Origin of the sequence: Glutamicibacter uratoxydans (assembly GCF_006539925.1) — a bacterium.
GTDB lineage: Bacteria > Actinomycetota > Actinomycetes > Actinomycetales > Micrococcaceae > Glutamicibacter > Glutamicibacter uratoxydans.
Genome location: NZ_BJNY01000012.1, coordinates 21,225 through 46,165, shown reverse-complemented (window position 1 = coordinate 46,165; position 24,941 = coordinate 21,225). Strand labels below are relative to the sequence as shown.

The 24,941-nt window shown below is 62.5% G+C and carries 14 protein-coding genes; 13 read left to right on the top strand and 1 reads right to left on the bottom strand.

Translation table 11 applies throughout. From position 1 onward, the window contains the following. Positions 1-131 precede the first annotated feature (131 nt). Positions 132-521 (top strand): VOC family protein, encoded by a 390-nt coding sequence (locus AUR04nite_RS11245; protein WP_141365032.1) that lies wholly within the window; start codon positions 132-134, stop codon positions 519-521. 78 nt (positions 522-599) lie between these two features. On the opposite strand, the gene AUR04nite_RS11240 is transcribed toward AUR04nite_RS11245, so the two are convergent. After that, entirely contained in the window at positions 600-2,267 is a 1,668-nt protein-coding gene (locus AUR04nite_RS11240; protein ID WP_141365030.1) for a DUF885 domain-containing protein, read from the bottom strand. Positions 2,268-2,437: 170 nt separating this feature from the next. On the opposite strand from AUR04nite_RS11240, the gene AUR04nite_RS11235 reads away from it, so the two are divergent. From AUR04nite_RS11235 to AUR04nite_RS11180, 12 genes are all read left to right on the top strand, one after another. Further along, on the top strand, positions 2,438-2,848 hold the full coding sequence (locus AUR04nite_RS11235; protein WP_141365028.1) for a RidA family protein: 411 nt from the start codon (positions 2,438-2,440) through the stop codon (positions 2,846-2,848). A gap of 212 nt (positions 2,849-3,060) precedes the next feature. Beyond that, entirely contained in the window at positions 3,061-9,408 is a 6,348-nt protein-coding gene (locus AUR04nite_RS18320) for an Ig-like domain-containing protein (RefSeq protein WP_246055503.1), read from the top strand. A gap of 36 nt (positions 9,409-9,444) precedes the next feature. Further along, a complete protein-coding gene (locus tag AUR04nite_RS11225; protein WP_141365229.1) occupies positions 9,445-10,449 on the top strand; it encodes an AAA family ATPase in 1,005 nt (334 codons plus the stop codon). After that, entirely contained in the window at positions 10,446-11,780 is a 1,335-nt protein-coding gene (locus tag AUR04nite_RS11220) for a DUF58 domain-containing protein (RefSeq protein WP_141365026.1), read from the top strand. The genes AUR04nite_RS11225 and AUR04nite_RS11220 overlap by 4 nt, the downstream gene beginning before the upstream one ends. After that, positions 11,780-14,143 carry a transglutaminase TgpA family protein gene (locus tag AUR04nite_RS11215; protein ID WP_141365024.1) on the top strand — a complete coding sequence of 788 codons (2,364 nt, stop codon included), beginning with the start codon at positions 11,780-11,782 and terminating at the stop codon, positions 14,141-14,143. The genes AUR04nite_RS11220 and AUR04nite_RS11215 overlap by 1 nt, the downstream gene beginning before the upstream one ends. Positions 14,144-14,145: 2 nt before the next feature. Next, entirely contained in the window at positions 14,146-15,693 is a 1,548-nt protein-coding gene (locus AUR04nite_RS18425; protein WP_141365022.1) for an RDD family protein, read from the top strand. Then, positions 15,690-16,499, top strand: a complete 810-nt coding sequence (locus tag AUR04nite_RS11205) for a PP2C family protein-serine/threonine phosphatase (protein WP_246055502.1) — start codon at positions 15,690-15,692, stop codon at positions 16,497-16,499. The genes AUR04nite_RS18425 and AUR04nite_RS11205 overlap by 4 nt, the downstream gene beginning before the upstream one ends. Before the next feature lie 2 nt (positions 16,500-16,501). Then, positions 16,502-18,160 carry an FHA domain-containing protein gene (locus AUR04nite_RS11200; protein WP_170184186.1) on the top strand — a complete coding sequence of 553 codons (1,659 nt, stop codon included), beginning with the start codon at positions 16,502-16,504 and terminating at the stop codon, positions 18,158-18,160. Next, the gene (locus AUR04nite_RS11195) at positions 18,157-19,695 is read left to right on the top strand and encodes a serine/threonine-protein kinase (RefSeq protein ID WP_141365018.1); all 1,539 of its coding nucleotides are present in this window, start codon (positions 18,157-18,159) and stop codon (positions 19,693-19,695) included. The genes AUR04nite_RS11200 and AUR04nite_RS11195 overlap by 4 nt, the downstream gene beginning before the upstream one ends. A gap of 36 nt (positions 19,696-19,731) precedes the next feature. After that, positions 19,732-20,433, top strand: coding sequence for a hypothetical protein (locus tag AUR04nite_RS11190; protein WP_141365225.1), 702 nt, complete (start codon positions 19,732-19,734; stop codon positions 20,431-20,433). A gap of 1,201 nt (positions 20,434-21,634) precedes the next feature. Next, entirely contained in the window at positions 21,635-22,384 is a 750-nt protein-coding gene (locus AUR04nite_RS11185; RefSeq protein ID WP_218024678.1) for an ABC transporter ATP-binding protein, read from the top strand. Further along, entirely contained in the window at positions 22,381-24,870 is a 2,490-nt protein-coding gene (locus AUR04nite_RS11180) for an FtsX-like permease family protein (protein WP_141365016.1), read from the top strand. Before AUR04nite_RS11185 ends, AUR04nite_RS11180 begins: the two co-directional genes overlap by 4 nt. Positions 24,871-24,941 lie beyond the last annotated feature (71 nt).

Below are 24,941 nucleotides of genomic sequence, written 5' to 3'. Positions count from 1 at the left end.
CCTTGCTCTGAAATTTTTTGACACGGACGGGTTCTGTAGGTCAGTGCCAGTAGCCTTGTGGGTGAGTCGGTGTCCAACGGGCACGGTGCCACCACGGCGGCTCGCAAGCTGCCCGAAGCAAGGATGGATCAATGCGCGTATACGTAACCAGCGTCTTCGTTGACGACCAGGATAAAGCTGAAAAGTTCTACACCGAGGTGCTGGGATTCAAAGTCAAGCACAGCATTCCCGTTGGAGAATACCGATGGCTGACCTTGGTTTCCACAGAAGATGAAAACGGCACCGAGGTGTTGCTGGAACCCTCGGACCACCCCGCGGTCGGCCCGTACCGTGCCGCCCTGATGGCTGACGGGATCCCTGTCACCTCGTTTGCCGTCGACGACGTTCAAGCGGAGTTCGAACGCCTGTCAGCGCTGGGCGTGAAATTCACCCAGGAGCCCATGGATGCAGGAATGGTGGACATCGCGACCTTTGACGATACCTGCGGCAATCTGATTCAGATTTCCAGCTACAAGGGCTAACAGCCCAAACAACGAAAACTGGCGGGTTTCAAACGTAAAAGTTTAGAACCCGCCAGTTTTTGCGTGCGGAGGCTGGCGCTACTTGACTAGCGCGCGCTTGAGCGTGTCAAGGCCGACCGAACCCAGCTGCAGCGCCTTGGTGTGGAAGTCCTTGAGCGAGAACTGCTCGCCCTGCTCGGCTTCCAGCGTGTCGCGGATCTGCTCCCAGAGCCGCTGGCCCACCTTGTAGGCGGGAGCCTGTCCCGGCCAGCCGAGGTAGCGGGTGTACTCGAAGTCCAGCTGGCCCTCGGAAATGTCCAGATTCTTCTTCAAGAAGTCGTAGCCATTCTCAGAATTCCAGGTGCCGGTGCCCCACTGCTCCGGCACCGGCAGGGACAGGTGCACGCCGATGTCGAAGACCACGCGGGCCGCGCGCATCCGCTGCGCATCGAGCATGCCCATGTAGTCTCCCGGATCTGCAAGGTAGCCCAGCGAGTGCATGAGGCGCTCGGAATACAGGGCCCAGCCCTCGCCGTGGCCTGAAACCCAGCAGGCCATGCGGCGCCAGCTGTTGAGCGTATCTGCCTGCAGCTGCGCGGTGGCCACCTGCAGGTGGTGTCCCGGGACGCCCTCGTGGTACACGGTGGTCAGCTCGGCCCAGGTGGTGAACTGGTCTTCTCCAGGTGGAACCGACCACCACATGCGCCCCGGACGGCTGAAGTCTTCGGACGGGCCGGTGTAGTAGATGCCGCCGTCCTGGGTCGGGGCAATCATGCACTCGATGCGGTCCATCGGCGCTGGGATGTCGAAGTGCACGCCGCTCAGATCGGCGATTGCCTTGTCGGCCTTCTCCTGCATCCATGCCTTGAGTGCATCCGTGCCGTCGAGCTTGCGGGCAGGATCCTGATTCAGGATCTGCTTGGCTTCCTCGATGGTGGCGCCGGGCTTGATCAGCTGAGCGGTGCGCTCCTGCTCGGCGATGATCGCGTCGAGTTCTGCGACGCCCCAGGCATAGGTTTCCTCAAGGTCCACCGTGGCCCCGAGGAACTGGCGGGACATCAACGAGTAGTACTCGCGTCCCACGGCATCAACTTCTGGAGCCTGGTCCAGCAGCTCGTTTTCCAGGAAGTCGGCCAGCTTCAGGTAGGCCTGCTTCGCTGCTTCTGTTCCGGAGGCCAGCGCCGATTCAAGCGATGCGTCAACCGCGGTGCCGGCTTCGGCCAGCTGGTCGAAGAAGCCGCCGTCCTTGCCGTAGTCCTTGGACTGGGTGGTGACGATCTGCACCTGGCGGCGGGCGGCAACCAGAGACTTCGACGCAGAGTCGCGCAGCGAGGCGATGTACCCGTCGATTGCCGCCGGGATGTTGGCCAGGCGGGCGGCGATGAAACCGTAGTCGGCGGAGGTTTCCTGCGGCATCAAATCGATGATCGCGCGGATGCCCTGGGCTGGGCTGGCGATATTGTTCAGCTCGGTGCGGCCGGTGAGCAGGATCTCCAGATCCAGTCCGAGGCGTTCGGTCATGGCATCCAGGGTCACCTCGTCGATGGCGTCGACGGGTGCAGCCTGCTCCAGGAGGGCAAGGGTTTCACGCAGCAGATTAATCTGTACGGTAGAGCCGGCAGGGGAGTAGTCGGAGTAGCCCGACTCGTATCCGGGGATTCCGAGCGAAACGCCGAATTCGGGGTTGATCTCAAGAGTTTTCGAGAAGAATGCTTCGGCAATCTCGTCGATGCGTGACGGTTCACGCTGTGTGGCAGAAGATGTCATGTAGCTAACACTAAATGATCTGAAAGATTTGTTGAAGACTTTGCGGCTTCTGTTAACCAGATTGCTTCACAATACATCGAAAAAGCAGAAACATGTTCGCCGCTACAAGGTGCGTGACGGAGTTTCCTTCTATGCTCGACATTTGACTCGCAGACAAATCAGAGGAACTCGTGGATCACGCCGCCCAGCACCATTTCAGCCAGAAGCTCTTTGCCTCAAAGGCACCGTTTTCTCATTTTGCAGCGCGCTCGGGGCTCGGATTTACCGCGGGAATCATCGGGCAGGACCCGCAGCACGGACGGCTTGTGGCAGACGGCGCAGCGCAGCAGTGCACCGCGATGCTGGAAAATCTGACAACACTGCTTGGCGAAGTCGGCCTGGACTTCTCAGACATCGTGAAGACAACCATCTACCTCGTTGACTACGAAGATTTCGAGGCGATCAATGACGTCTATGCGCAGTATTTCCACGAACCATATCCAGCACGTACAACGATCGCAGCAGCCTCCCTGCCCCTGGGAGCCAAGGTACAAATTGATGCGGTGGTGGATCTGTCGGCCGCCAGCGGTGCGGCCAGGTAAGTTCACCAAATGGCGGATGCCGTCGGAACGTTGAATATGACGCGGCCGAAAGATTAAAAACCGATGATGAAACCCCCAATGCAGGATGGGTAGTCCTCTCCATGGAGAAGGTTTTATCCTTTCAGTAGAATAGAGGTGGATTTCCTGCGTCTTGATCGGCATTTTTGGTGATCTAGGCAGGCAAAAAATCAACACCTTAAGGGACACGGCACATGGGGAACTCTGAGCGTACCGGCTTCTTGGGACTACTTAAAAGCACCGGCTTCAAGGCAACCGCGATTCCGGTAGTAGCGGCGCTCGCCGTCTCCGGAGCAATCTTCTATCCCGGCTTCGAGACCGCCGACGTCGATCTCAACGACGGCGGCGTGTGGGTGGTCAACAAGGCTGAAGGCAAAATCGGCCACGTGAACTACCAGTCCCGCACCCTCGACGGCGGCGTGGTCACCCCGCTGGCCAACTACGACCTGGCCCAAAACGGCGAGAACATCCTGGTGCGCAACCTCGAACAGGCAACCGTCACCACCATCGACCCCGCGATGGTGCAATTCGCCGGAGACAACAAGCTGCCCGCCAACGCCACCTTCTCCTTCGGAACCAACGTCGTTGCCGTCACCGATTCCAAAAACGGCAAGGTCCAGGCCACAGACCTTGAACACATCTCGGAATTCGACTCCGATGGCAACGAGCCGCTGCTGGAAGCATCCGGCAAGGTTGACGCCGTGGTCGGCGCCGATGACACCATCTGGGCGGTGGACTACAGTGCCAACACCGTGCAAAGCTTCACCCTCGACGACGACGGCTACCCGGTCGACGGCGAACCCCGCCAGATCGACGGCCTGGACAAGATGAAGGACCCCCAGCTGAGCGCCGTGGGCCACACCGCGGTGGTCTTCGAGGCCTCCACCGGCACTGTGGCGACCTCTGACGGAACCACCAGCCAAATCCAGTCAAGCGCCAATGCCAAGATCCAGGCTCCGGGCCCGGAATCCGACGCGGTGGCCATCTCCACCGAGCAGACCCTGGTCAAGGCCTCGCTCAAGGGCAAAGACATCGCCTATGACCAGGTGAAGACCGCCGGCACCCCCATCCAGCCGGTGCGCGTGGGATCCTGCACCTACGCCGCCTGGCAGACCAGCGGCGAATACCTGCGCTCCTGCGACGACCTGCTGCAGAACCAGTCGGTGCGCGTGCCGGAAATGGCGGCCCAGGCAGAGCTGGTCTTCCGCGTCAACCGCGACGTCGTGGTGCTCAACGACATCCAGTCCGGCCAGGTGTGGCTGACCAACGAAGGCATGGAAATCGTCTCCAACTGGGCTGACCTGGAGCCGCCTGCCGGCGAAGGAGAGTCCGAGGAAGAAGAAACCAAGGAGATCACCGACGCGATCGAGCTGCCCGAGCGCACCGAGGAAAACCAGGAGCCCATCGCGGAGGACGACACCTTCTCCATCCGCCCAGGCCGCACCACCGTGCTGCCGGTGCTCTTCAACGACGTTGACCCGGACGGCGACCTGCTGACGGCGAAAATCGAGGGATCCAACCCCAGCTTGGGAGACATCAGCCCGGTCTACGACGGCACCGGGTTCCAGATCGCGGTGTCGGAGGACGCCAAGGGCTCGGCAAGCTTCAGCTACGTCACCGAGGACGGCCGCGGCGGCATGGACCTTGCCACGGTGAACCTGAAGGTGGTCAATGAAGAAACCAACAAGGCCCCGGAGCAGAAGCGCATCACCACGCTGCACGTGCAGAAGGGCGAGTCGGTCAGCAAGAACCTGATCCCGGACTGGGTCGACCCCGAGGGCGATGACCTGCAGCTGCTCGGCGGCACCTCCAAGGGCGATGACACCATCCGCGTGCGCCCCGACGGCACCCTGATCTTCCAGGACGACGGCAAGCAGCTGGGCCAGAAGGAAGTGGCCATCCAGGTCTCCGACGGGCGCGAAAGCACCAAGGGCCGGATCATCGTGGAGGTCTCCGCGAACTCCACCGTTAAGCCGGTGACCGCCACCGACCATGTGGTGGCGCAGGTCGGCGAGGCCACCAGCTTTGAACCGCTGGACAATGACACCGACCCCTCCGGTGACGGCCTGCGCCTTGCGGGCATCGACGACGTCGCCGGGCTGGAGCTGAAGGCCAACAACCAGTCCGGCCGCGTCACTATCACCGGCGAGCGCCCGGGCACCTTCTACACCGAATACCTTGCAACCAACGGGCCTGCCAGCGCGCCGGGCCTGGTGCGCATCGACGTGCGCCAGCCCAAGGATGAGAACACCAAGCCGGTGGCCGTGCGGGACATCGCCCAGTTGCCGGCCGGCGGCAATGTGCTGGTGGACGTGCTGGGCAATGATACCGATGCCACCGGCGGGGTGCTGGTCGTCACCGGCGCCACCGACGGCGCGGACAAGCAGTTCTCCGTAAGCGTGGAGCGCAACTCCTTTGTCCGCATCACCGATGTGCGCGGCGTAACCACCCCGAGCACCATCAACTACACGATCTCCAACGGCCGGGAATCGGCCACCGGAGAGATCCGCGTGATCCCGATCCCGGCCCCGCCGCGGATGGACCCGCCGCAGGCGAACCCTGACACGGTCAACGTGCGAGAGGGGGACGTGACCACTGTCAAGGTGCTTGACAACGATGTACACCCCAACGGCGCGCCGATGAAGCTGAGCTCCAAGCTGGAGGAAACCGACAAGCTCGGCGAAGGCTCGCTGATCTCCGTGGCGGATGACGAAATCCGCTTCCGGGCCGGAAACTTCAACGGCAAGCCGCGCCAGGTCTCTGCGGTCTACACGGTGCTGGGCCCGGACAACCAGGAATCCAGCGCCCAGGTGACCTTCAATGTGCAGCCTGCCGCCAAGGATGAATCAGACCTGGAGAAGAATTCTCCACCCAACCCGGAGCCCGTCTCCGGGCGCATCTTCGCCGGCTCCACCGCCACGGTGCAGGTGCCGCTGGACGGCATCGACCCCGAGGGCGACTCGGTGACCCTGGTGCAGCTGGGCGACGCCCCGCGCCAGGGCGTGGCGAACATCAAGGGCGACACCATCGAGTACACCGCCAGCCACCAGGCCAGCGGCACCGACCAGTTCACCTATGTGGTCGAGGACCGCCTGGGCGCCCGCGCCACGGGCATCGCCAAGATCGGCATTGCCCCGCTGGCGCAGTCCAACAACCCGCCGGTGGCGGTCAACGACATGGTCACCGTGCGCCCCGAGCGCCCGGTGGCGGTAGACGTGCTGAACAATGACACCGACCCCGACGGGGACCCGGTGGCGCTAATGAAGGACGTGGAAAGCCGCAACGGCGCCAATGTCTCGGTGGTGGACGGCCGGGTCATGCTCACCAGCCCTGAAGGCTCGGGCAGCACCTCGGTGCGCTATTCGATCTCCGACGGCCGCGGCGGCATCGGCAAGGGCACCGTGACGGTGGTTTCCAACCCGAACGCCCCGCTGCTGGCGCCGATTGCGCGCGATGACAGGGTCACCCTGGAGGATGTGCTGTCCAATGACGAGGTGTCGGTGGATGTGCTCTACAACGACGAGGACCCGGACGGCGCCACCACCGAGCTGAACCTGTCGCTGCCCGATTCCCCGCAGACCGCGCGCATTACCGAATCCGGGATTTCGGTGACCCCGGTGGATGATCCGCAGGTCATCGCCTACACGATCACCGATCAGGACGGCCTGGACTCCACCGCGTTCATTCACGTGCCGGGACTGGAAGGCGCGCGCCCGATCCTGCGCAGCAACCTGAACCTGCAGGCCAAGGCAGGGGAGAGCCTGGAGCTGAACCTCAAGGACCTGGTGCTGGTCCGCGACGGGCACACCCCGCGCTTGGCCACCGAAGATTCGGTCAGCTCCATGCCGGTCTCCGACGGCAAGCTGGTGCAGTCTGCCACGCAGCTGCGCTACACCGCACCGGCCGACTTCGACGGCATGGGCGCTGTGACCTTTGAAGCCACCGACGGCAAGGGGCCGGATGACCCCGAGGGCCTGACCTCCATCCTGACCATTCCGATCAACGTGGCCCCGTCCACCAACCAGCAGCCGCAGAACCAGCCGCGCAATGCCAATGACGACGGCGCCCCGGAGGACCGCAAGAAGAAGGAGAAGAAGGACGAGGACAGCGCTGAGCCGAAGAAGGACGAGAAGAAGTCCGATTCGGCCAGCGAGAAGCCCAAGGAAGAGAAGGAATCCCAGAAGCCGGAAGAGACCAAGGAAGAGCAGACTCCTGAAGAGCAGCCGGTCGAGGAATCCCCGACTCCTGAGGAGCGCCCGGACCCGGAGAACTTCCCGCCCACCCTTGAAAACAACACCTTGAAGGTGGAGCAGGGCGGCGATGCCGCGCGCCTCGACCTGCGCCAGGCCGCCAATGACCAGAACAAGGAAGACGTCGCCAAGCTGAAGTTCAACCTCGAGGAGAACCAGGTGCCCGGCGTCGATGCAAAGATCGTCGAGAGTTCGGTGCTTGAGCTGTCCGCCGGGCCAGAAACCGCCAAGGGCACCAGCGGCACGGTCGGGGTTTCGGTCTCCGACGGGGTGAACTCGCCGGTCAAGGCCACGATGTATGTGACTGTCACTGGCTCCACCCGGGAGCTGCCGGTCGCCGTGACTGACGAGGTGCCGCAGGCGGCCAACAACAAGACCGAAGTGGTCGACGTGCTGGCCAACGACTTCAACCCCTATGAGGAGGAAGGCCCGCTGACCATCATCAGCGTGCGCCCGCTGGAGGCCGATTCCGGCACCGCGCAGATCGCCGACGGCCAGGTGGCGGTGACCCCCAAGGAGGGGTTCGTGGGCAAGATGAACGTTGAATACCTGATCGGGGATGTCACCAAGGATCCCGCGCGCAATGTGGCGGGCACCATCACCCTGAACGTCAAGGGCGCCCCGGATGCGCCGGGCCTGCCGCGCATCCAGTCCACCGGCGACAGCCAGGCGGTGCTGTCTTGGGATGCGCCGTCAAACAACGGCGCAGACATCACCAAGTACATGGTGCGCGACCAGAGCAACGGCGTGGCGCAGGATTGCAAGACCACCACCTGCACCATCACCGGGCTGAAGAACGACATCACCTACACCTTCACGGTGACCGCGTTCAACGAGATCGGTGAATCCCCGGCCTCGCCGGCCTCCGCGGAGGCGCGCCCGGATGTGGAGCCGGAGCAGCCGGCAGCGCCGTCGGGCAAGGACGGGGACACCAAGGCCACGTTCAACTGGACCGCACCGGTCAGCCGCGGCTCGGCCATCCAGAGCTACACGCTGGAGATCTCGCCGGCCCCGGCCAACGGGGTCAGCCAGGTCACCGGCATCACCGGCACCTCCTACACCTGGGAGGGACTGAAGAACGGCACCGCCTACCAGGCCCGCGTGCGCGCCGTGAACAAGGCTTCCAAGCCTTCGGTGTTCAGTGCCTACTCGGCGGCTGTCACCCCTGCGGGCAAGCCTTTCAAGCCTTCGGCCCCGACCGCCGTCCGCAAGGACTCGGCGGTGGACGGCGGCGTGGTCAACGTGGCCTGGAAGGCGCCGGGAGCCAATGGCGCGGCGATCTCCAGCTACGTGCTCAAGGTCTACCAGGGCGGATCCGAGGTGCGCAGCATCGGCGGCATCGCAGCCAACCAGACTACCCAGTCGGTCACCGGGCTGAGCACCTCAGGCTCCTACACCTTCCGCATCGCCGCGGTGAACCGCGTGGGCACCTCGGAATACAGCGCCAATTCGGCGGCTGTCACCCCCTATGGGCGGCCCAAGGCCGTCGGGGCGGTGAACGCCAAAGCCACCGGCGCCGACACGATGATCCAGCTGGATTTCACCGCCCCGGCAGCCAACGGCTCGAAGATCACCGGCTTCCAGTACTCCGCCGACGGCGGGGCCTGGACCTCCTTCGGCGGCCCGGGCTCTGCCATTGCCGCCGGAGCCAACGGCACCGCGCACACCTTCAGGGTGCGCGCGCTCAACGCCGCCGGACCTGCAGAGCCGAGCGCCGCCAGCAATTCCATGAGCCCCTACGGGCCGCTGCGAGACAACGCGAACATCACCGCCAGCGGCGGCGACCAAGCGGTGTCCTTCAGCTGGAATGCGAATGCTGGCGCCGACAACGGACGGTCGATCGCCTATGCGGTGAGCATCAACGGAGCCGGCACCGCCAACGACGGCAGCGAATCGGTGGGCGGCATCGGCTATTCGGCATCGCGCACGCTGAGCATCACCGCCACCGACGCCCAGGGGCAGACGCGCACCTGGAGCGCCACCGCGACCTCCAAGCCGAAGCCTGCGCGCAAGGTGATCCTGAAGCGCGGCCCGTACAGCACCAAGTACTGCGGCACATCGAACTGCTACCAGTACGACGTGACGATCAAGAACTTCAAACCGAACACCACCTACCAGGTGCGCTGCCACAACCAGAACCCGGGATCCTTCCAGGACGTCTACAACCGTCCGATCTCTACCGACCGAAACGGCAACGGGCACACAATCCCCACCTGCGAGAACCAGTCCGGCTACGCCATGCCGGTGTGGGTCACCGTGGACGGCACCGACTCGAACCGCGTGAGCTGGTAGGAGAACAAGACAATGAACAATGAGGAGCAGAACTACATGAGCATGAGCACCGAGCAGGCGCAGTGGTACCAGGAAACCTTCGCCAAGCTGGTTGCCAACGTGGGCAAATCGGTGCTGGGCAAAACCCAGACCATCGAACTGGTGCTCACCGCGCTGCTGGCCGAGGGCCACGTGCTGCTGGAGGACGCCCCCGGCACCGGCAAGACCATGCTCGCCCGCTCCCTGGCGGCCACCGTGAAGGGCAGCCACTCGCGCATCCAGTTCACCCCCGACCTGCTGCCCTCGGATGTCACCGGCATCACCATCTACGACCAGCGCACCCAGGAGTTCGAGTTCCACCACGGGCCGATCTTCGCCAACCTGGTGCTGGCCGATGAAATTAACCGCGCCTCGCCCAAGACCCAGTCAGCGCTGCTGGAAGTCATGGAAGAAGGCCAGGTCACCGTGGACGGCGCCACCTACACCCAGCCGCGCCCGTTCATGGTCATCGCCACCCAGAACCCCATCGAGCAGGCAGGCACCTACCGGCTGCCCGAGGCGCAGCTTGACCGCTTCCTGATCAAGACCTCCATCGGCTACCCGGACCGCGAGGCCACCGTGCAGCTGCTGGGCGGCAGCGCCCTGCGCGACCGCTCCGCCGCGCTCTCCCCGGTGATCACCACCGAGGCCATCGCCGAAATGGCAGACCTGGCCGCCAGCGTCCACGTGGACGACGCGGTGCTGGACTATGTTGCCGCGCTGTGCGAAGCGACCCGCGAAGCCCCGGAAACCCGCCTGGGCGTCTCCGTGCGCGGCGCGCTGGCCATGGTGCGCGCAGCCAAGGTCTGGGCCGCCTCCCAGGGCCGCAACTACGTGCTGCCCGACGACGTGAAGGAACTGGCCCAGCACGTGTTCAGCCACCGCCTGGTGCTTGACCCAGAGGCAGAATTCAGCGGCGCCACCGCCGCCGCGGTCATCGACGCGGTGCTGCGCGCCACCGCCGCACCGACCCGCCGCGGCAGCACCACGCAGGACGAGCTGGCAGAGGACAGCTCTCGATGAGCCGACGCGGCAGACGGTCCAAACAACACGACGCGAAGAACCCAGCGGCGTCCCTGGCCGGGGCGGCCAAGGTTTCCGCCACCCTGGCCGGCGAGGTCTTCGCCCTGGTGCGCCAGCTGTGCACCCCATGGCTGCGCGCCGCCCGGGCCCTGGCCCAGCGCTACCTCGAGCCGGTCAGCTCGGTCGTCTCCGCCCTGGGCTTCGTGGTGGCAGGCACCGCGGTGCTGCTGTGGATCCTCGGCGCCGCGTTCGGCTGGCAGGAGGCGCTGATGGGCGCGTTCATGGCCACCTTGCTGCTGCTGATCGCCGTGGCCTTCGTGCTGGGCAGCCACGACTACAAGGTGGAACTGGACCTGAATCGCACCCGCGTGGCAGTGGGCCAGCGGGCGGTCGGCGCGCTGAAAGTCCTCAACCAGGCCAAGAGCACCTCTGCCGCGGTGGTCATGGAGCTGCCCGTGGGAGCCGGCGTGGCCCAGTTCCGCATCCCGCAGCTTTCAGCAGGCAAAGACTATGAAGACCTGTTCACCATCCCCACCCACCGCCGCCAGGTGCTGCAGGTGGGCCCGGTGCGCTCGGTGCGCCAGGACCCCTTTGCGCTGCTGCGCCGCCAGGTGAAGTGGACCGGGAACTACGAGCTGTTCGTCCACCCGAAGACCACAGTTCTCGACGGCTCCTCGGCAGGATTCATCCGCGACCTTGAAGGCATGCCCACCAGGGAGCTGTCCAGCTCCGATGTGTCCTTCCACGCCCTGCGCGACTATGTGCCGGGCGATGACCGGCGGCACATCCACTGGAAGTCCAGTGCGCGCACCGGGGACTTGATGGTGCGCCAATTCGAGCAGACCCGCCGCTCCCACCTTGCGGTGGCGCTGACCACCAACCTCGACGAATACTCGGCGGCGCTGGGCGAGGAAGACTTCGAGCTGGCAGTGTCAGTGGCCGCCTCCATCGGCCTGCAGGCGGCCCTGGACCAGCGCAAACTGGAAATCATGACGCAGTCCGGGCCGGTGCGCACCGCCAGTGGGCGCGACATGATGGACGGGCTGACCCGGCTGGCAGGCGCCTCCGGGCGCCGCACGCTGACCGACGTGGTGCGCAGCACCGTGGACGCGGTGCCGGGAGTCTCGGTGATGTTCCTGGTCACCGGCGCCGGCACCACCGCCCGCGCGCTGCGCGAAGCATCCAAGCATGTGCCCTTCGGCGTGCGCGCCATCGCGATCCGCTGCGGGGTGGGCCTGCAGCCTGCCCAGGCGCGGATCGGCGAATTGAATGTTTTGACCCTGGGCCAGCTCGACGAGCTGGGCCTGATGCTGCGCCGGGCGGTGGCTTGATGAAGAAACTTCCACTGTGGCGCTACGGCGTCGACGCGGCGGTGCTGGGCGCCGCCCTGGCCCTGGGGGCGTTCGGCCTCTGGGACGCCTATGGCGGCAGCACCAGCTTCCTGCTCGCCTCGCTGGGCGGCATCATCGCGGGCCTGGGCCTGGCCTGGGCCAATGTGTACTTCCGCTGGGGAACCTGGCAGACCGCCGGAGCCTTCGCACTGGTGTACCTGGTGCTGGGCACCCCGCTGGCGGTCCCGCGCGAGGCAAGCTACTTTGTGCTGCCCAACCTGGAATCGCTGCGCACCCTGCTTAGCGGCGTCGTGCTGTCCTGGAAGGACATGCTCACGGTCGCCCCGCCGGTGGGCTCCTTTGGCGGCGTGCTGATCGTCGCCTTCCTCTCCACGCTGCTGTCCTCGCTGCTGGCGGGGCTAGCCGCCTGGCATCTGCGCAGCGCCTACTACACGGTGATACCCGTGCTGGCGATGTTCGTGGTCGGCATCATCTTCGGCACCCGCAATGTGCCGCTGCCCATCGCCCGTTCGGTGGTGTTCATTGCTCTGCTCATCGGCTGGCTGGCCTGGCGCCGGCACATCGGCCGCCAGCTGCCCGCCGGCGGCGATGTGCTGGAACGCGGAAGCGAAGAAGCCAAGGGCAGCCGCGAGCTGCTGCTGCGCCGGGTGGCGCTGGGCACCGCGGTGCTGCTGGGCGCCGGCGGGCTGACCGCCGCGGCCACCCCGCTGCTCAGCCCCAACAGCCCGCGCCAGGTGCTGCGAGATGTGCTCGAGCCCCCGGTGGACCTCTACGACTATCCCAGCCCGCTGACCGACTTCCGCAAGTACGTGAAGACCATGAGCAAGTCCACGCTGTTCACCGTGCAGGGCCTGCCCGAGGGCCAGCGCATCCGGCTGGCGGCGCTGGACTCCTACAACGGCATGGTCTTCACCGTGGATCCCGAATCCAGCGGCAGCTACTCGCCGGTGGGCGACTCCACGCAGATCCGCTCCGGCTCCTCCGAGGCCCAACGCCCGGAGGGCAAGCTGCAGATCACCGTTGACGGCTATTCCGGGGTGTGGGTGCCCGGCGGCGGCAAGCTCGAATCCATCGACCTGGGCGGCCCGCGCAGCGATGAGCTGGCCCGTTCGCTGTTCTACAGCCCCGATGCGGAGACCATGCTCAGCTCCCAGGGCCTGCAGCAGGGGGACAGCTATTCGATGAACGTGCAGTTCCCGCTGGCACCGGGGGACCAGGAGCTTTCCGACGCCAAGCTCGGCGGGCTGCGCATGCCCAAGCTGGCCAATGTGCCGCCCATGGCAGGCACCAAGGCGGTGGACTTCATCGGCGCCTCCAAGGGAGACCTGAATCGCATCCGCAGCCTGGAAACAGCGCTGTCCACCGGCGGCTTCCTCTCCCACGGCACCGAAGGCGAACCGCAGTCGCTGTCCGGGCACGGCGCCGGGCGCATCACCAGCCTGCTCTCGGCCAAGGAGATGATCGGCGACGACGAGCAGTTCGCCGCCGCCATGGTGCTCATGGCCCGCGAGCAGGGCATCCCCGCCCGCGTGGTGATGGGCTTCTACCCGCGGCAGTACAACCCTGCCCAGCCGGTGGCGATCACCGGCGCCGACGTGCACGCCTGGGTCGAGATCAACTACGAGGGCCTGGGCTGGGTGCCGTTCAATCCGACGCCCACCAAGAACGACGAGCCCACCCCTCCGGAGAAGGAGCCCAAGGCCGTGCCGCAGCCGCAGGTGCTGCAGCCGCCTCCGCCAGCGCAGAAGGTGCCGGACCTGCCTCCGCAGACGGCGCCGGATCCGCAGGCCCTGCAGGAGCAGCCGCAGAACCTCATTGCCCAGTACGGGCAGATCATTCTGGTCATTGCCATTGCCCTGGGGTCCATCCTGGTGCTGTTGGCCCCGTTCCTGCTGATCGCGCTGCTGAAGAAGCGGCGGCGCACCAAGCGCGCAACCTCCGGCAGCACCTCGCAGCGGATCGACGGCGGCTGGCAGGAGCTGCTCAGCGCAGCCACCGACCACCGGGTGATGACCCAGGCGGGGGCCACGCGCCGGGAGAACGCGGCGCTGCTTGCCGCCGGATTCAGCTCCCTGGACGAGCAGGCCCATGCGCTGGCGCGCAGGGCCGACGAGGCGAACTTCTCAGCCCGGCAGCCCACCGAGGCTGAAGTCAAGGAATACTGGGAAGAAGTCCAACGGCAGTCCACGGCGATGGGGGAGAAGATGGGCACCTGGCAGAAGCTGCGCGCCAAGTATTCACCGCGCTCGCTGGTCCACGAACTGCTGGGCAGGGTCAACCTGAATCCCAAGTTCATGGACAACATCAAACTCACGAAGAACACCGAACAGGCAGGGGACTAGCGATGGCCGCACAACTCAAACTCGTGGATGCCAGCACCGCGCAGCGCGTATTGTCGTGGCTGATCGACGGGCTGCCGCTGTTCATCCTCTGGCTGGTGTTCATGCCGCGGGTCATGGGCAAGGCGGTCCAGGCGACCGTGGCGCCGGAGATCATCGGCCAGATGATGGCCATGAACCTGGTGCTGCTGGCCGTGAGCCTCGGCTACACCTTGTTCCTGTGGTGGTGGGAGGCCACCTCGGGCAAGACCCTGGGCAATGTGGTGATGAAGATCCGCACCACCGACATGGAAGGCCAAGCTCCCAAGTGGAAGGGCGCGATCGTGCGCCGGCTGCTGATCGGCTTGGCGGGGGTCATCCCGATCATCGGCTCCGCCCTGATGGCTGCCTCCAATGAATTCGACAAGAACGGCAAGCGCCAGGGCTGGCATGACAAGGTGGCGGGCACCCTGGTGTTCGACATCAAGGCAGGGCGCAATCCGCTGGTATCCGGCGGCAGCGACGGGCCGAGCTCCTTTGCGCCTCCCGCCACCAATGGACGCCGCGAGTTCAAGGACGGCGACGTGGAAGTGGAGCACGATGTGGACGCGGCCCACAGCATGATCCTGCCGCTGGGCACCCACATTGCCTCCCAGGCAGAGGCCAAGTCCGCGCCGAAGGATTCCGCTCCGGCGGCGAAGAAGCCTGCCGCCGCCAACAAGCCTGCGCCAGCCAAGAAGCCAGCCGCCAAGACTCCATCCGCCAAGGCTCCGGCGGCAAAGAACGGGGCTGCTAAGCCTGCAGCCAAGCCTGAGGCGAAGAAGCCGGCCGCCGACTCGGACCAGCCAGAGGTCATCAGCTCGGTGCCCGGAGCGAAGAAGCCGGAACCAGCGCCGAAGGCTGAAGCCAAACCTGCGGCGGCTGCACCAGCCAAGGCTCCGGCAAAGCCAGCTGCCAAGCCGGCGGCTAAGGCCGCCCCTAAACCAGCTGCCGCCAAGGCCCCGGCAAAAGCGGCGCCAGTAGCGGCCGCGGCTGCTGCCTCTGCTGCGTCCAAGGAAGATGCCAAGCCAAAGGCCCAGCCAAAGGCAGCCTCACAACCAGTGGCGGCCAAAGAGCCGAGCGCCGCTCAGGCACCGGCCGCACCACCAAAGGAGCAGCCAGCCGCCGCGCCGGAAATTGTTCAGCCTGCAACGTACGATCCGGACATGGACGGGGGCGAGACCAGGCTGCGTCCTGCTGCTGACGTTGAAGTGCACCTGCTCTTTGACGACGGGGCGGATATCCTCGTGGAGGAAAGCGCGCTGATCGGCCGCAACCCGCAGCCAGCCGAAGGCATGGACGTGGCCGAACTGCTGGTCGTGGACGACCCGCAGCGCACCGTGTCCAAAACCCACCTCCTGGTGGCCGCAGGCCCGCAGGGCGTTTGGGTCACCGACCAGGGCTCTGCCAACGGCACTTATATTTCGAATGCCGACGGTGCGGAGCGGAAGCTGGAGGCCGGCACCCCTGCCGCCGCGGTTTTCGGCAGCATCGTGCACTTTGGCGAACGCTATTTCAAGGTCAGCAATTCGTGAGCGTGTTTCCCACCGGGGTCATCCCCACGCTGAAATTCGGCTGCGCCACCGACAAGGGGCTGCGCAGGGTGCTGAACGAAGACAGCATGCTGGCCCTTGACTCGCTGGTTGCCGTGGCCGATGGCATGGGCGGGCATGAAGCCGGTGAAGTCGCCAGCTCGCTGTGCTTGAAGGTCGTGGCGGAAGGCTACGCCAGGACCGGCGGCGAATTTACCGCACAGTCCATGGACCAGCTGCTCACCGAGGCGGACCAGGCGATCATCGAGGCAGGTTCGGCCCGCGCCGGAACGACGCTGACAGGAGCCGCAGTTGTCAGCTCGGCCTCCACTGCCCAATGGCTGGTGTTCAACATTGGAGACTCGCGCACCTACCGGCTGAGCGGAGGGGTGTTGGAGCAGATCAGCATCGACCATTCAGAGGTGCAGGAGCTGCTGGACCGCGGCGAGCTCACCACAGCGGAAGCCGCCACCTATCCCAAGCGCAATGTCGTCACCAGGGCATTGGGGATGAGGGCAGACAGCCGCCCGGATTTTTGGATGCTGCCCATCGACTCGACCGACAGGCTGCTGGTCTGCTCGGACGGATTGAGCAGCGAACTGGGAGACGAGCAGATCCAGGAGATCCTGCGCCGCTTCCTCGACCCGCAGCAAGCAGCCGATGAGCTGGTGCTCTGTGCATTAGCCCATGGCGGGCGCGATAATGTAAGCGTGATTGTTGCGGATGTGGCAAGCACTGAAATTGACGAGCCATTGGATGTAGAGATTACAGTTCCGCGTGAACAGCTTGAGATCAAGATAGAGGAATGACAATGAACACCCTTCGCTACCTTCCCGGCGACTGGTACGCACTGGTCTCAGCCAATCATGTGGTGGTGCTGCCGCCGGACACCGCCGCCGATACCGTCAAGAGCCTTTGGGACGCCATGGACGGCACCGAAGACCTCGAAACGCTGCTGTCCGCGCTGCTTGGCACCGTGGGCATGAAAATTACCGCCATGCCGGACTTCGCCATGGTCAGCCGCGCCAAGGCACCCCACGTCATGGTCCGCGGAGCAGTGCAGTTCAACTACACCGATGAACGCGGCTCCCACCAAATCAGTGCTTCGGGGATTGCCACCTGGACCGAGCAGCGCTGCTCGGAGACTTCGGCGTGGTCGTTGGATTCCGGAGCAGTGCAGGCAGAAGCAGCCGCCGGCCCGGTACTGCACATCACCGAAGGCATGGTGCTCGCCAGCAAGCTGTCATTCGGATCCGAGCAAACAGCCGCGGCCGGCAAAATTTCGGCCGAGGCTCAGAAAGTGATAGACGAAGCGGTAGAGGATGCACGCGGACGGCGGGCTGCAGACGCAGCCAGCGAGGCTGAGCCCGAAGAAACCCAGCTCGCAGTAAAGCCGGCAGGCAAGCGCGCCGCCGAGCCGAAGAAGCAGGAGACGGCAGCAGCAGCCGCACCTGCCACTTCAGCTGCCCCCAAGGCCTCTGCAACGCCTGCCCAAGAACCGTCAGCACCGGCAGTGCAGAAGAAGGCGGTTTCATCCGAAACGCCAACAGCGCCTGCGCCAGATGCCAAGAAGCCGGAGGCCGCGGCTCCAGCGGCCAATGAGCTCGCCACAGTGGCAATGAAGCGAACTTCAGCCAATCTGGAACCGAACGCCGACTCTGCACGCCAGCAGCAGGGCAGCAAGAAGGTCCCTGCGGCCGCGGCAGACGACGCGGACACCATGGATCCCGAGGCAGAAGAAAGCTCGGGAATTTCCGAGGAAGTCTCGCTGGCCAGCATCCTGCTGGGCAAGCGCGACGATCCGAGCACCCAATACCAGACGGAAGAACCCGACAACGCGGATACCATCATCAAGGCCCGCGCCTCCAAGGTTTCCGTGCTGCCTGAGAATGAAGAAGTGGACAACGAGGACACCGTCTACAGCACCTCGCTGCGCAGCCGAGCCTCTGCGCCGGCACAGCCTGCCGCAGAACCGGAAATGAGCACCATCTCCTCGCACCAGATGATCCTTGCTAGAGTCTGCAGCGGGGGACACCCCAACCCTCCCGAATCCACCAGCTGCCGCACCTGCCATGTGAAGCTCAGCGGGCAGGCCACCAGGGTGCGCCAGCCATCCATGGGCCGCATGTTCGTCACCGAACAGTCCTCCGGCCCGGGCTCCACCCACCTGCTGACCCGTTCGGTGATCATCGGACGCCAGCCTGTTTACAAGGGGCCAGCCGGTGCCTCTGAACCGAAGCTGATGAAGGTGCTCAGCCCCAACAACGATATTTCCCGGTCCCACGTACAGGTGAAGATCGATGGGTGGCATGTTGAACTGGTGGACCTCGGCGCCACCAACGGCACCGTGCTGCTGCGCGAGGGGCAGTCCCCGCGCCGCCTGGGCACCAAGGAGGCAGTACTGCTGCTCAGCGGCGACGTTGCAGACCTGGGCGACGGGGTAACCCTCAGCTTTAAGGACCTGCCGTGAGCTCTCACCGTCCGCCCGCTCCGGCGCCGGTGATCGACGGGTTCAATTACGTCAAGCCACTGGGCTCCGGCGGATTTTCAGACGTCTTCCTCTATGAGCAGCACCGGCCCCGCCGCAACGTTGCGGTGAAGGTTCTGCTGGCAGACATGGGCGTCAAAGACGCGAGGGAACGCTTCGAAGCCGAAGCCAACCTCATGGCATCTTTGTCCACCCACCCCTATATCGTCACCATCTACCAGGCGGAGATCACCGAAGACTCCCGCTCCTACCTGGCCATGGAGTACTGCTCGCGGCCCGGCCTTGATGCGCGCTACCGCAAGAACGTGCTGAGCGTCGCCGAGGTGCTCGCCCTGGGCGTCCAGCTGTGCTCCGCGGTGCAAACGGCGCACCAAGCTGGCATCATCCACCGCGATATCAAGCCCGCCAACGTGCTGACCACCGACTACAACCGTCCGGCGCTCACCGACTTCGGCATCTCCGGGGCCCAGGGCTCGGACGTGATGGGGTTGTCGGTTCCATGGTCGGCGCCGGAGGCCTTCATCTCAGGACACCAGGCCAGCGTGTCAATGGACGTCTACTCGCTGGGAGCCACCCTCTACACGGTCCTGGCCGGGCATTCGCCATTCGTGCGGCCCGGACAGGACAATTCGCAGCCCACGCTAATCCAGCGGATCCTGGATGAGCCGCTGGTCAATCTGGACCGCCCCGATGTCCCCGAGGCACTGAACCAGGCGCTCGCCGTCTCGATGGCCAAAGACCCGGAAAACCGCTTTGCCTCCGCGGCCCAGCTGGCCAAGTCGCTGCAGCGGATCCAGGCTGATCTGGGACTGTCGGTCACGCCATTCGAGATTCTTGAAGAGCTTAGCGGCGAAGACACCCAGGATTTCGGGGGCGAGGCCACCAGGGTGCGCCGAGTCGTGTCCATTGACGATGCCCAGCTGCCGCTGGGAGGAGAGCCGCTGATCTCCCGGGTTCCGGGGCAGCGCGCCTCGGTTGAGGCGCCGCCAGAACAGGTGGAAGAACCTGTGAAGCAGCGTTTCCGGGCGCCGTTGCGTGATGACCAGGAAGTTCCCAACCCTGAGGAACAGGAGCGGGAACCGGTGGTTCCGGTGGTCCGCAAGCCGCTTCCAAAGATTCTGGGCCTGGCCATTGCCGCGATCTGTGTGATCGTTGCGATTGCCGTGGCGGTGAATGTCTTTGGCGCTCCCGAAGAGGAAGCGACGCCCAAGGGCCCGGTGATCGCTTCGGATACGCCTGCAGATGCATTGCTTGGGGCGGGTGTGAAACCCGTGGAGAAGTTCAGCTCGGCGGTCAACGGCGACACCGTCAAGTTCAGCTGGAAGAATCCGGATCCTGATGACGGGGACTTCTACCAGTGGGCCACGGTGACTGCCACCAAGACCGGTGAGCTCAAGCGCACCAAGGAAAACTCGGTGAGCGTGCCCAAGGCCGGTTCGGAGACCTGCATTGAGGTCAAGGTCGTCAAGGCCACGGGAGATGTCTCTGCGGCGGCGAGTTACTGTGCGAAGAGCTGAGATGAGTGAGAACGGGTGGCAGAGATGAGCGAGCAGATGCCGGATGTAGCGAAAATTGAATACTGCGGGGAGTTCTTCCCCGTGAATGAAGTGCAGGTTTTCACGGTAGGCCGTGAAGGGGATCTGGACATCGACGACAACCCGTACCTGCACCGCCAGTTCCTCACTGTTTCGCGACATGAGGGACTGTGGTGGCTTGCCAACGTCGGGGCCCGGCTGACGGCGACCATTGCCGACAGGACTGGAGGCCTGCAGGCCTGGCTGTCGCCCGGCGGGCGCATTCCGCTGGTGTTCAGCCGCACCTCGGTGGTCTTCACCGCCGGGCCGACCACCTATGAATTTGCCATCCACATCTCCCAGCCGGCGTTCCGCCAAGAACAGTTTGTTGCTGACCCTGACGGGGCCACGACCATAGGGCCGGTGCTGCTCACGGAGAGTCAGCGTGCCTTGGTGGTGGCATTGGCCGAACCGATGCTGCGCCGTGATGGCACCGGGCTCAGCGCCATCCCGTCCAGCGCCGCCGCGGCTGAACGGCTTGGCTGGGGGATCACCAAGTTCAATCGCAAGTTGGACAACGTCTGCGACAAGCTGGACAAGAACGGCATCGCTGGCCTGCGTGGCGGCCCGGGCAAGCTGGCCAGCAATCGCAAAGCCAGGCTTGTGGAACATGCCGTGAGCTCGCACCTGGTCACGCGCGCGGATCTGCCGATGCTGGACCAGGACCTGTCGCAGATCTAGTACATGGAGAGCAAACGTTTATCCAGGCATTACTTGACGGATGGTCTGCTCTCAACGAACTTACATGATGTGATGTCTCTGAATGTTTCGGTACCCGCAATTTTTGGAGACAAGTATCGAAGGGCATAACTCGGATCCGAGTAATTTTGCATGGAAAGCCGGCGCACCAGAAGTGCCTTAATTTTCCGTTGTAGTAGCCACATGGCTGAAACGACATATGCTCCACTCTACTGTTCGAATCGTTGAAAGTTGCGACGGGTGAGTGCTGCCATCAAGCTCTAAAGAGTGCAGAACTTTGAGTTCGTGTCTGCCTTGCACCAGTCAGTTGCTGCGAAGTCGGGCATAGATCTCAACGTGAACTGCGAAAACTATGCGGCACCGAGATAACAGCATGTTCAAAGTTCTGTTAGCTATGCGTAACATGCTCAACTTCGCGAAAGTTTAATTCGGCTGAAATCTATTCATGCCGTTAATGCGGAGCACGAGAAGAACCACTCGGCCTGACTTGCTGCTGACCGCCCGATGAGGCGCTTGGGATACAACTTGATAACCCGTGGAATCTATTAGTTGCGAACCGGAACATCTTCTTTGGCGACTTCCAATTTCCAATTCAATATCACTCTGAAAACCAACATTATCTATGCTCCTCGTGTCCAGAGTGGAGCTTAGGCGGAAAATGCAATAGATTTCGTGAATCGAATCTCTTATTACGAATATGAAGATTTCAAATCGCGTGCAGGTTGTTGATTTTGACATCTCTTGATGCTTTTCCCTAAAGCTGATAAAAATACTTCTTATCTGCAAGAGCGGAACGAATTTTATTGGGGCCAAAAATCCCTTCTGGAAGGGACGAGCGGTGAAAAGAAAATTAGCATCATCTGCAATAGAATCAACGGACCTCGTGATAGCCATCGTGGATGCTGGAGCTCATGCATCACCGAGCCAACAAAATGCGAACTACATGAGTTTCTGTATGGCAACGCAGGGCAAATTCACTGTCATTGAGGAACGCAGTGGCTTTTGGATTCGACTCAAGGAAGTCTGTGGCGAATAAAAAGACGTGGCAGATTTATGCGCATACTTCTCCAGAGTTCACAAAAACTGACTAGCAAAAGAAGTATGAGGACGCGGGAAAGATCGTATTGTCCCCGGGCCCTGTAGGGCAAGAATTTCGTACTACGACGAATACCAAGACTCCTCAATGAAAACTAAGAACGGCTGCCAGATCATCGAAAATCAAGAGCAAAGGATTAAATCAATGGAGACGACGCAGATTCGCATCCAAGGCGTCAGCAGAATCTATACCAGTGAAGCCGAAACAGTTGTCGCTGTCGACTCCATTGATTTCACAGCTCAAGAAGGAGAATTCATTTGCCTTCATGGCGCAAGCGGCTCAGGAAAAACCACCATCCTGAACCTGCTCGCCGGACTCGTCGAACCATCGTCAGGAGAAATCACCGTCGCCGGAAACGATCTTGGAACAATGAGCCAAGAGAATAAAACCAAGCTCCGACGCACTGTCGTTGGAATGGTGCACCAAGATGACGCGCTCATCGACGAATTCACCGCCGTCGAAAATGTAGCCCTACCACTGGAAGTTGACGAAACGCCCTTAGACGTTGCACTTACTGCCGCCCTGCACGAGCTTGACCGAGTTGGCCTTGCCGATCTTGCCAAACGATTCCCTCATCAAATGTCAGGAGGGCAACGGCAACGAGTTGGCATCGCCCGTGCATTGATCGGCAACAGAAAGATTCTTCTTGCCGACGAGCCAACTGGCTCGCTAGATTCCCGCAGCGCACAAACCGTGTACGAAATCTTGTCAGAAATTGCTGCCAGCGGCGTACTTGTTATCGTCGCGTCCCATGACCCCGAATGCCGCAAATACGCCACACGTGTTCTGGAAGTGCGCGACGGCTCGCTACTTGTACCGGCAGGATCCGCCTCATGAACCTGTATCTGAGGTTCGCCCGCCGATTTGCCCGCACCACCCCACGACTACGCAGTGCATTGCCGAGCTTCGCCGCAGCATTCTTCGTCTTGGCCGTAAGTAGCTTCTTTGGAAGCCAAGTTCTCGCACCAAAGCACGCTGTAGAATACAGGCTCCATGGATTTGACGCAAGCTACCGGCCACCAGTCACAGTACCGTTGGGAGACCCAGGCACTAATACGTTCATCGACGACATCAGAAAAGCAGATACCACAGCAACAGTCGGCCTTATGGCCCCCGACATGCCAGTCATCGGCTTGGTAGATGATGGACTGACCTATTACGAAGCTGAGTGGGGTGGCCCAATGGGCGAATCCTATGTCCTGGACAATGGCCGTTGGCCCACCCGCCCTGGTGAGGTACTCGTCATTGGCAATACTGCCCGTACTCCCGAAATTGGGCGATCACTGCAATTATTGGGCAAAGCCGAAGCCACCATTGTGGGTACCGGACGCGACAAAGCATATGGCGGAACCTTCCTGTTAGCGGCCCCTGGCACCTGGGCAACGATGCACCCCACCAATGACGCGTCGTTGACTGGGGTCTATGGCAAAGTCGAAGTCCTCCTGCCAACTCTGGATAATCTTGACGACTTCAAGAAATCCGTTACCGAGGCAGCTACCGCAGCTAACTACGAGATGACTTCTGACGCTGAATTTCTCATGACCGAGAACGTTGTCATCAATCTGCTTCCGCGACCATGGATTGACCGATCACCGATCCTCTTCTGGGTTCCGAGTTTGGTGATTATCCCCTTCGCAGCTGTTCTGACGTTCTTGTCCCAACATCGACGCATCGTACCGGCTATCTCCAATTTAGTTCGCAATGGAGCTGCATCAAGGCTCTCCCTGAGCGCACCACTAACTCCCATCGCCCTCTGGTGTTTTCTCGGCTCCGGGTCCGGTGCGATGGCAGGAACTGCGGCAGGGCTTGGCATTGCTGTTGCCGGTGCTGGAACGTTCGCTGCGCCAATGCCGACGATAGCGATTCCAACTTCAGGATTCACAGCATTAGCTGTAGGCATGGTGCTGGGTATAGTAGCCGGCGCCTGGAGCATCGCCTTGCGTGCGCTGCCACGCACCAAAAAATCATCACGACAAGCCAATATTTCTAGATCAAATAAGTGGGCGACATACCGCCGCATAGCCCTGATCGCGCTACTGGGAATGACTATCTATTGGATGCTGTCATCCCGCACTTCGTGGAACATATTGCAAACAGTGTGTTTGGCAATGGGAATTCTGCTTCTTGCCGCACCAGAAGTGCCACGCCTCCTCGGTGATGCTCTGCCACAGCATCAGCTATCCACAATCCTGACCCGCAACCTCATCAAGAAACACTCAGGACAGGCCAGCGTATTCTTCGCAGTCATTGCCATCGGCATCGGCCTCACTGCGGGTGTGGTGACATCAGTTAACAGCGCTGTCGCGGCCGAAGAAGCCAAACTGTCAATTACTGCGCCCGTAGGCCAGCTGACTCTCGATAACGACGGAGCACCGTCTTACCAGGTATCCCCGGAAGTCATCGAAGCGGCCGAGAAAGTGCCGGCACTGGCTCAGCAGCAGCCGGTACAACTGTGGAGCACACTATTGGTCACAGCGAAGAATCAAAAGCCGAAAGGAGATGAATCCTATGTGACTTCCGCTAATGACTATGGAGTTACCTTCGCAGTCGAAGACGTCGAGGACCTCGAAAGGCTGTTCCAACGTCCACTCACCGACATTGAAAAAGCAACATTTACTAGTGGCGGCCTTATCACGGTTAATCCTGAAGCGCTCACAGATCCCGACAGCATCTCGCTCAAGGACTCTGTGAACAGTAATAAAACCTATGGCACCATCCCCGCCGTCATTGCCGAGGTAGAGCCAGCACCATGGTTCGTATTCACCGCTGGTTTCGTCAGTAGAGCCACTGCCGAACAGCTTTCCTTGCCACAGCTTAAGGCCAGCCTTGTCTATACAGACCTGGCCGAGAAAGATTCGCAGGAAGTCCTTCGAGAATTGACTCACGCCGGGATCAATCCAGAGCAAGCTGGGGTGCATTATGAACACCCTCCGGTCATTCCCGATGCCGCACTGCTGGGAATCAGCTCAATGCTCATCATCATTTCCGTCAGCATTGCCAGCTTGGCCACGCGCGGACAGATTGCCGGAATGCGGAAATGGATACATACCCTCAGCCAACATGGTGTTCCATCGCAATGGATCAGTCGAGTACTTGTGCGCCAGATCCTGGTACTTTCTGTGACTGCAGCGCTTGTTGGAACCGCTGCCGGGGTAATTCCGATGGTGATTGGCAGCTACGTAGTACCACAGGTTCCATTCGAGCTTCCATGGCTGTTGATTATCCTTACGGCACTTGTACTCTGTGGGCTGTGCGCTATAGTTTCCTGGCTCACTGTCCGCGCTATTACCCAGAGCAGCCCAGTTTCTCACAACAGAGTCTGAACCTATAACGATCCAAAACACTGACATTCTGCCAGCCGCCTCATGATGCTGGATCAGGACCTGTCGCAGAT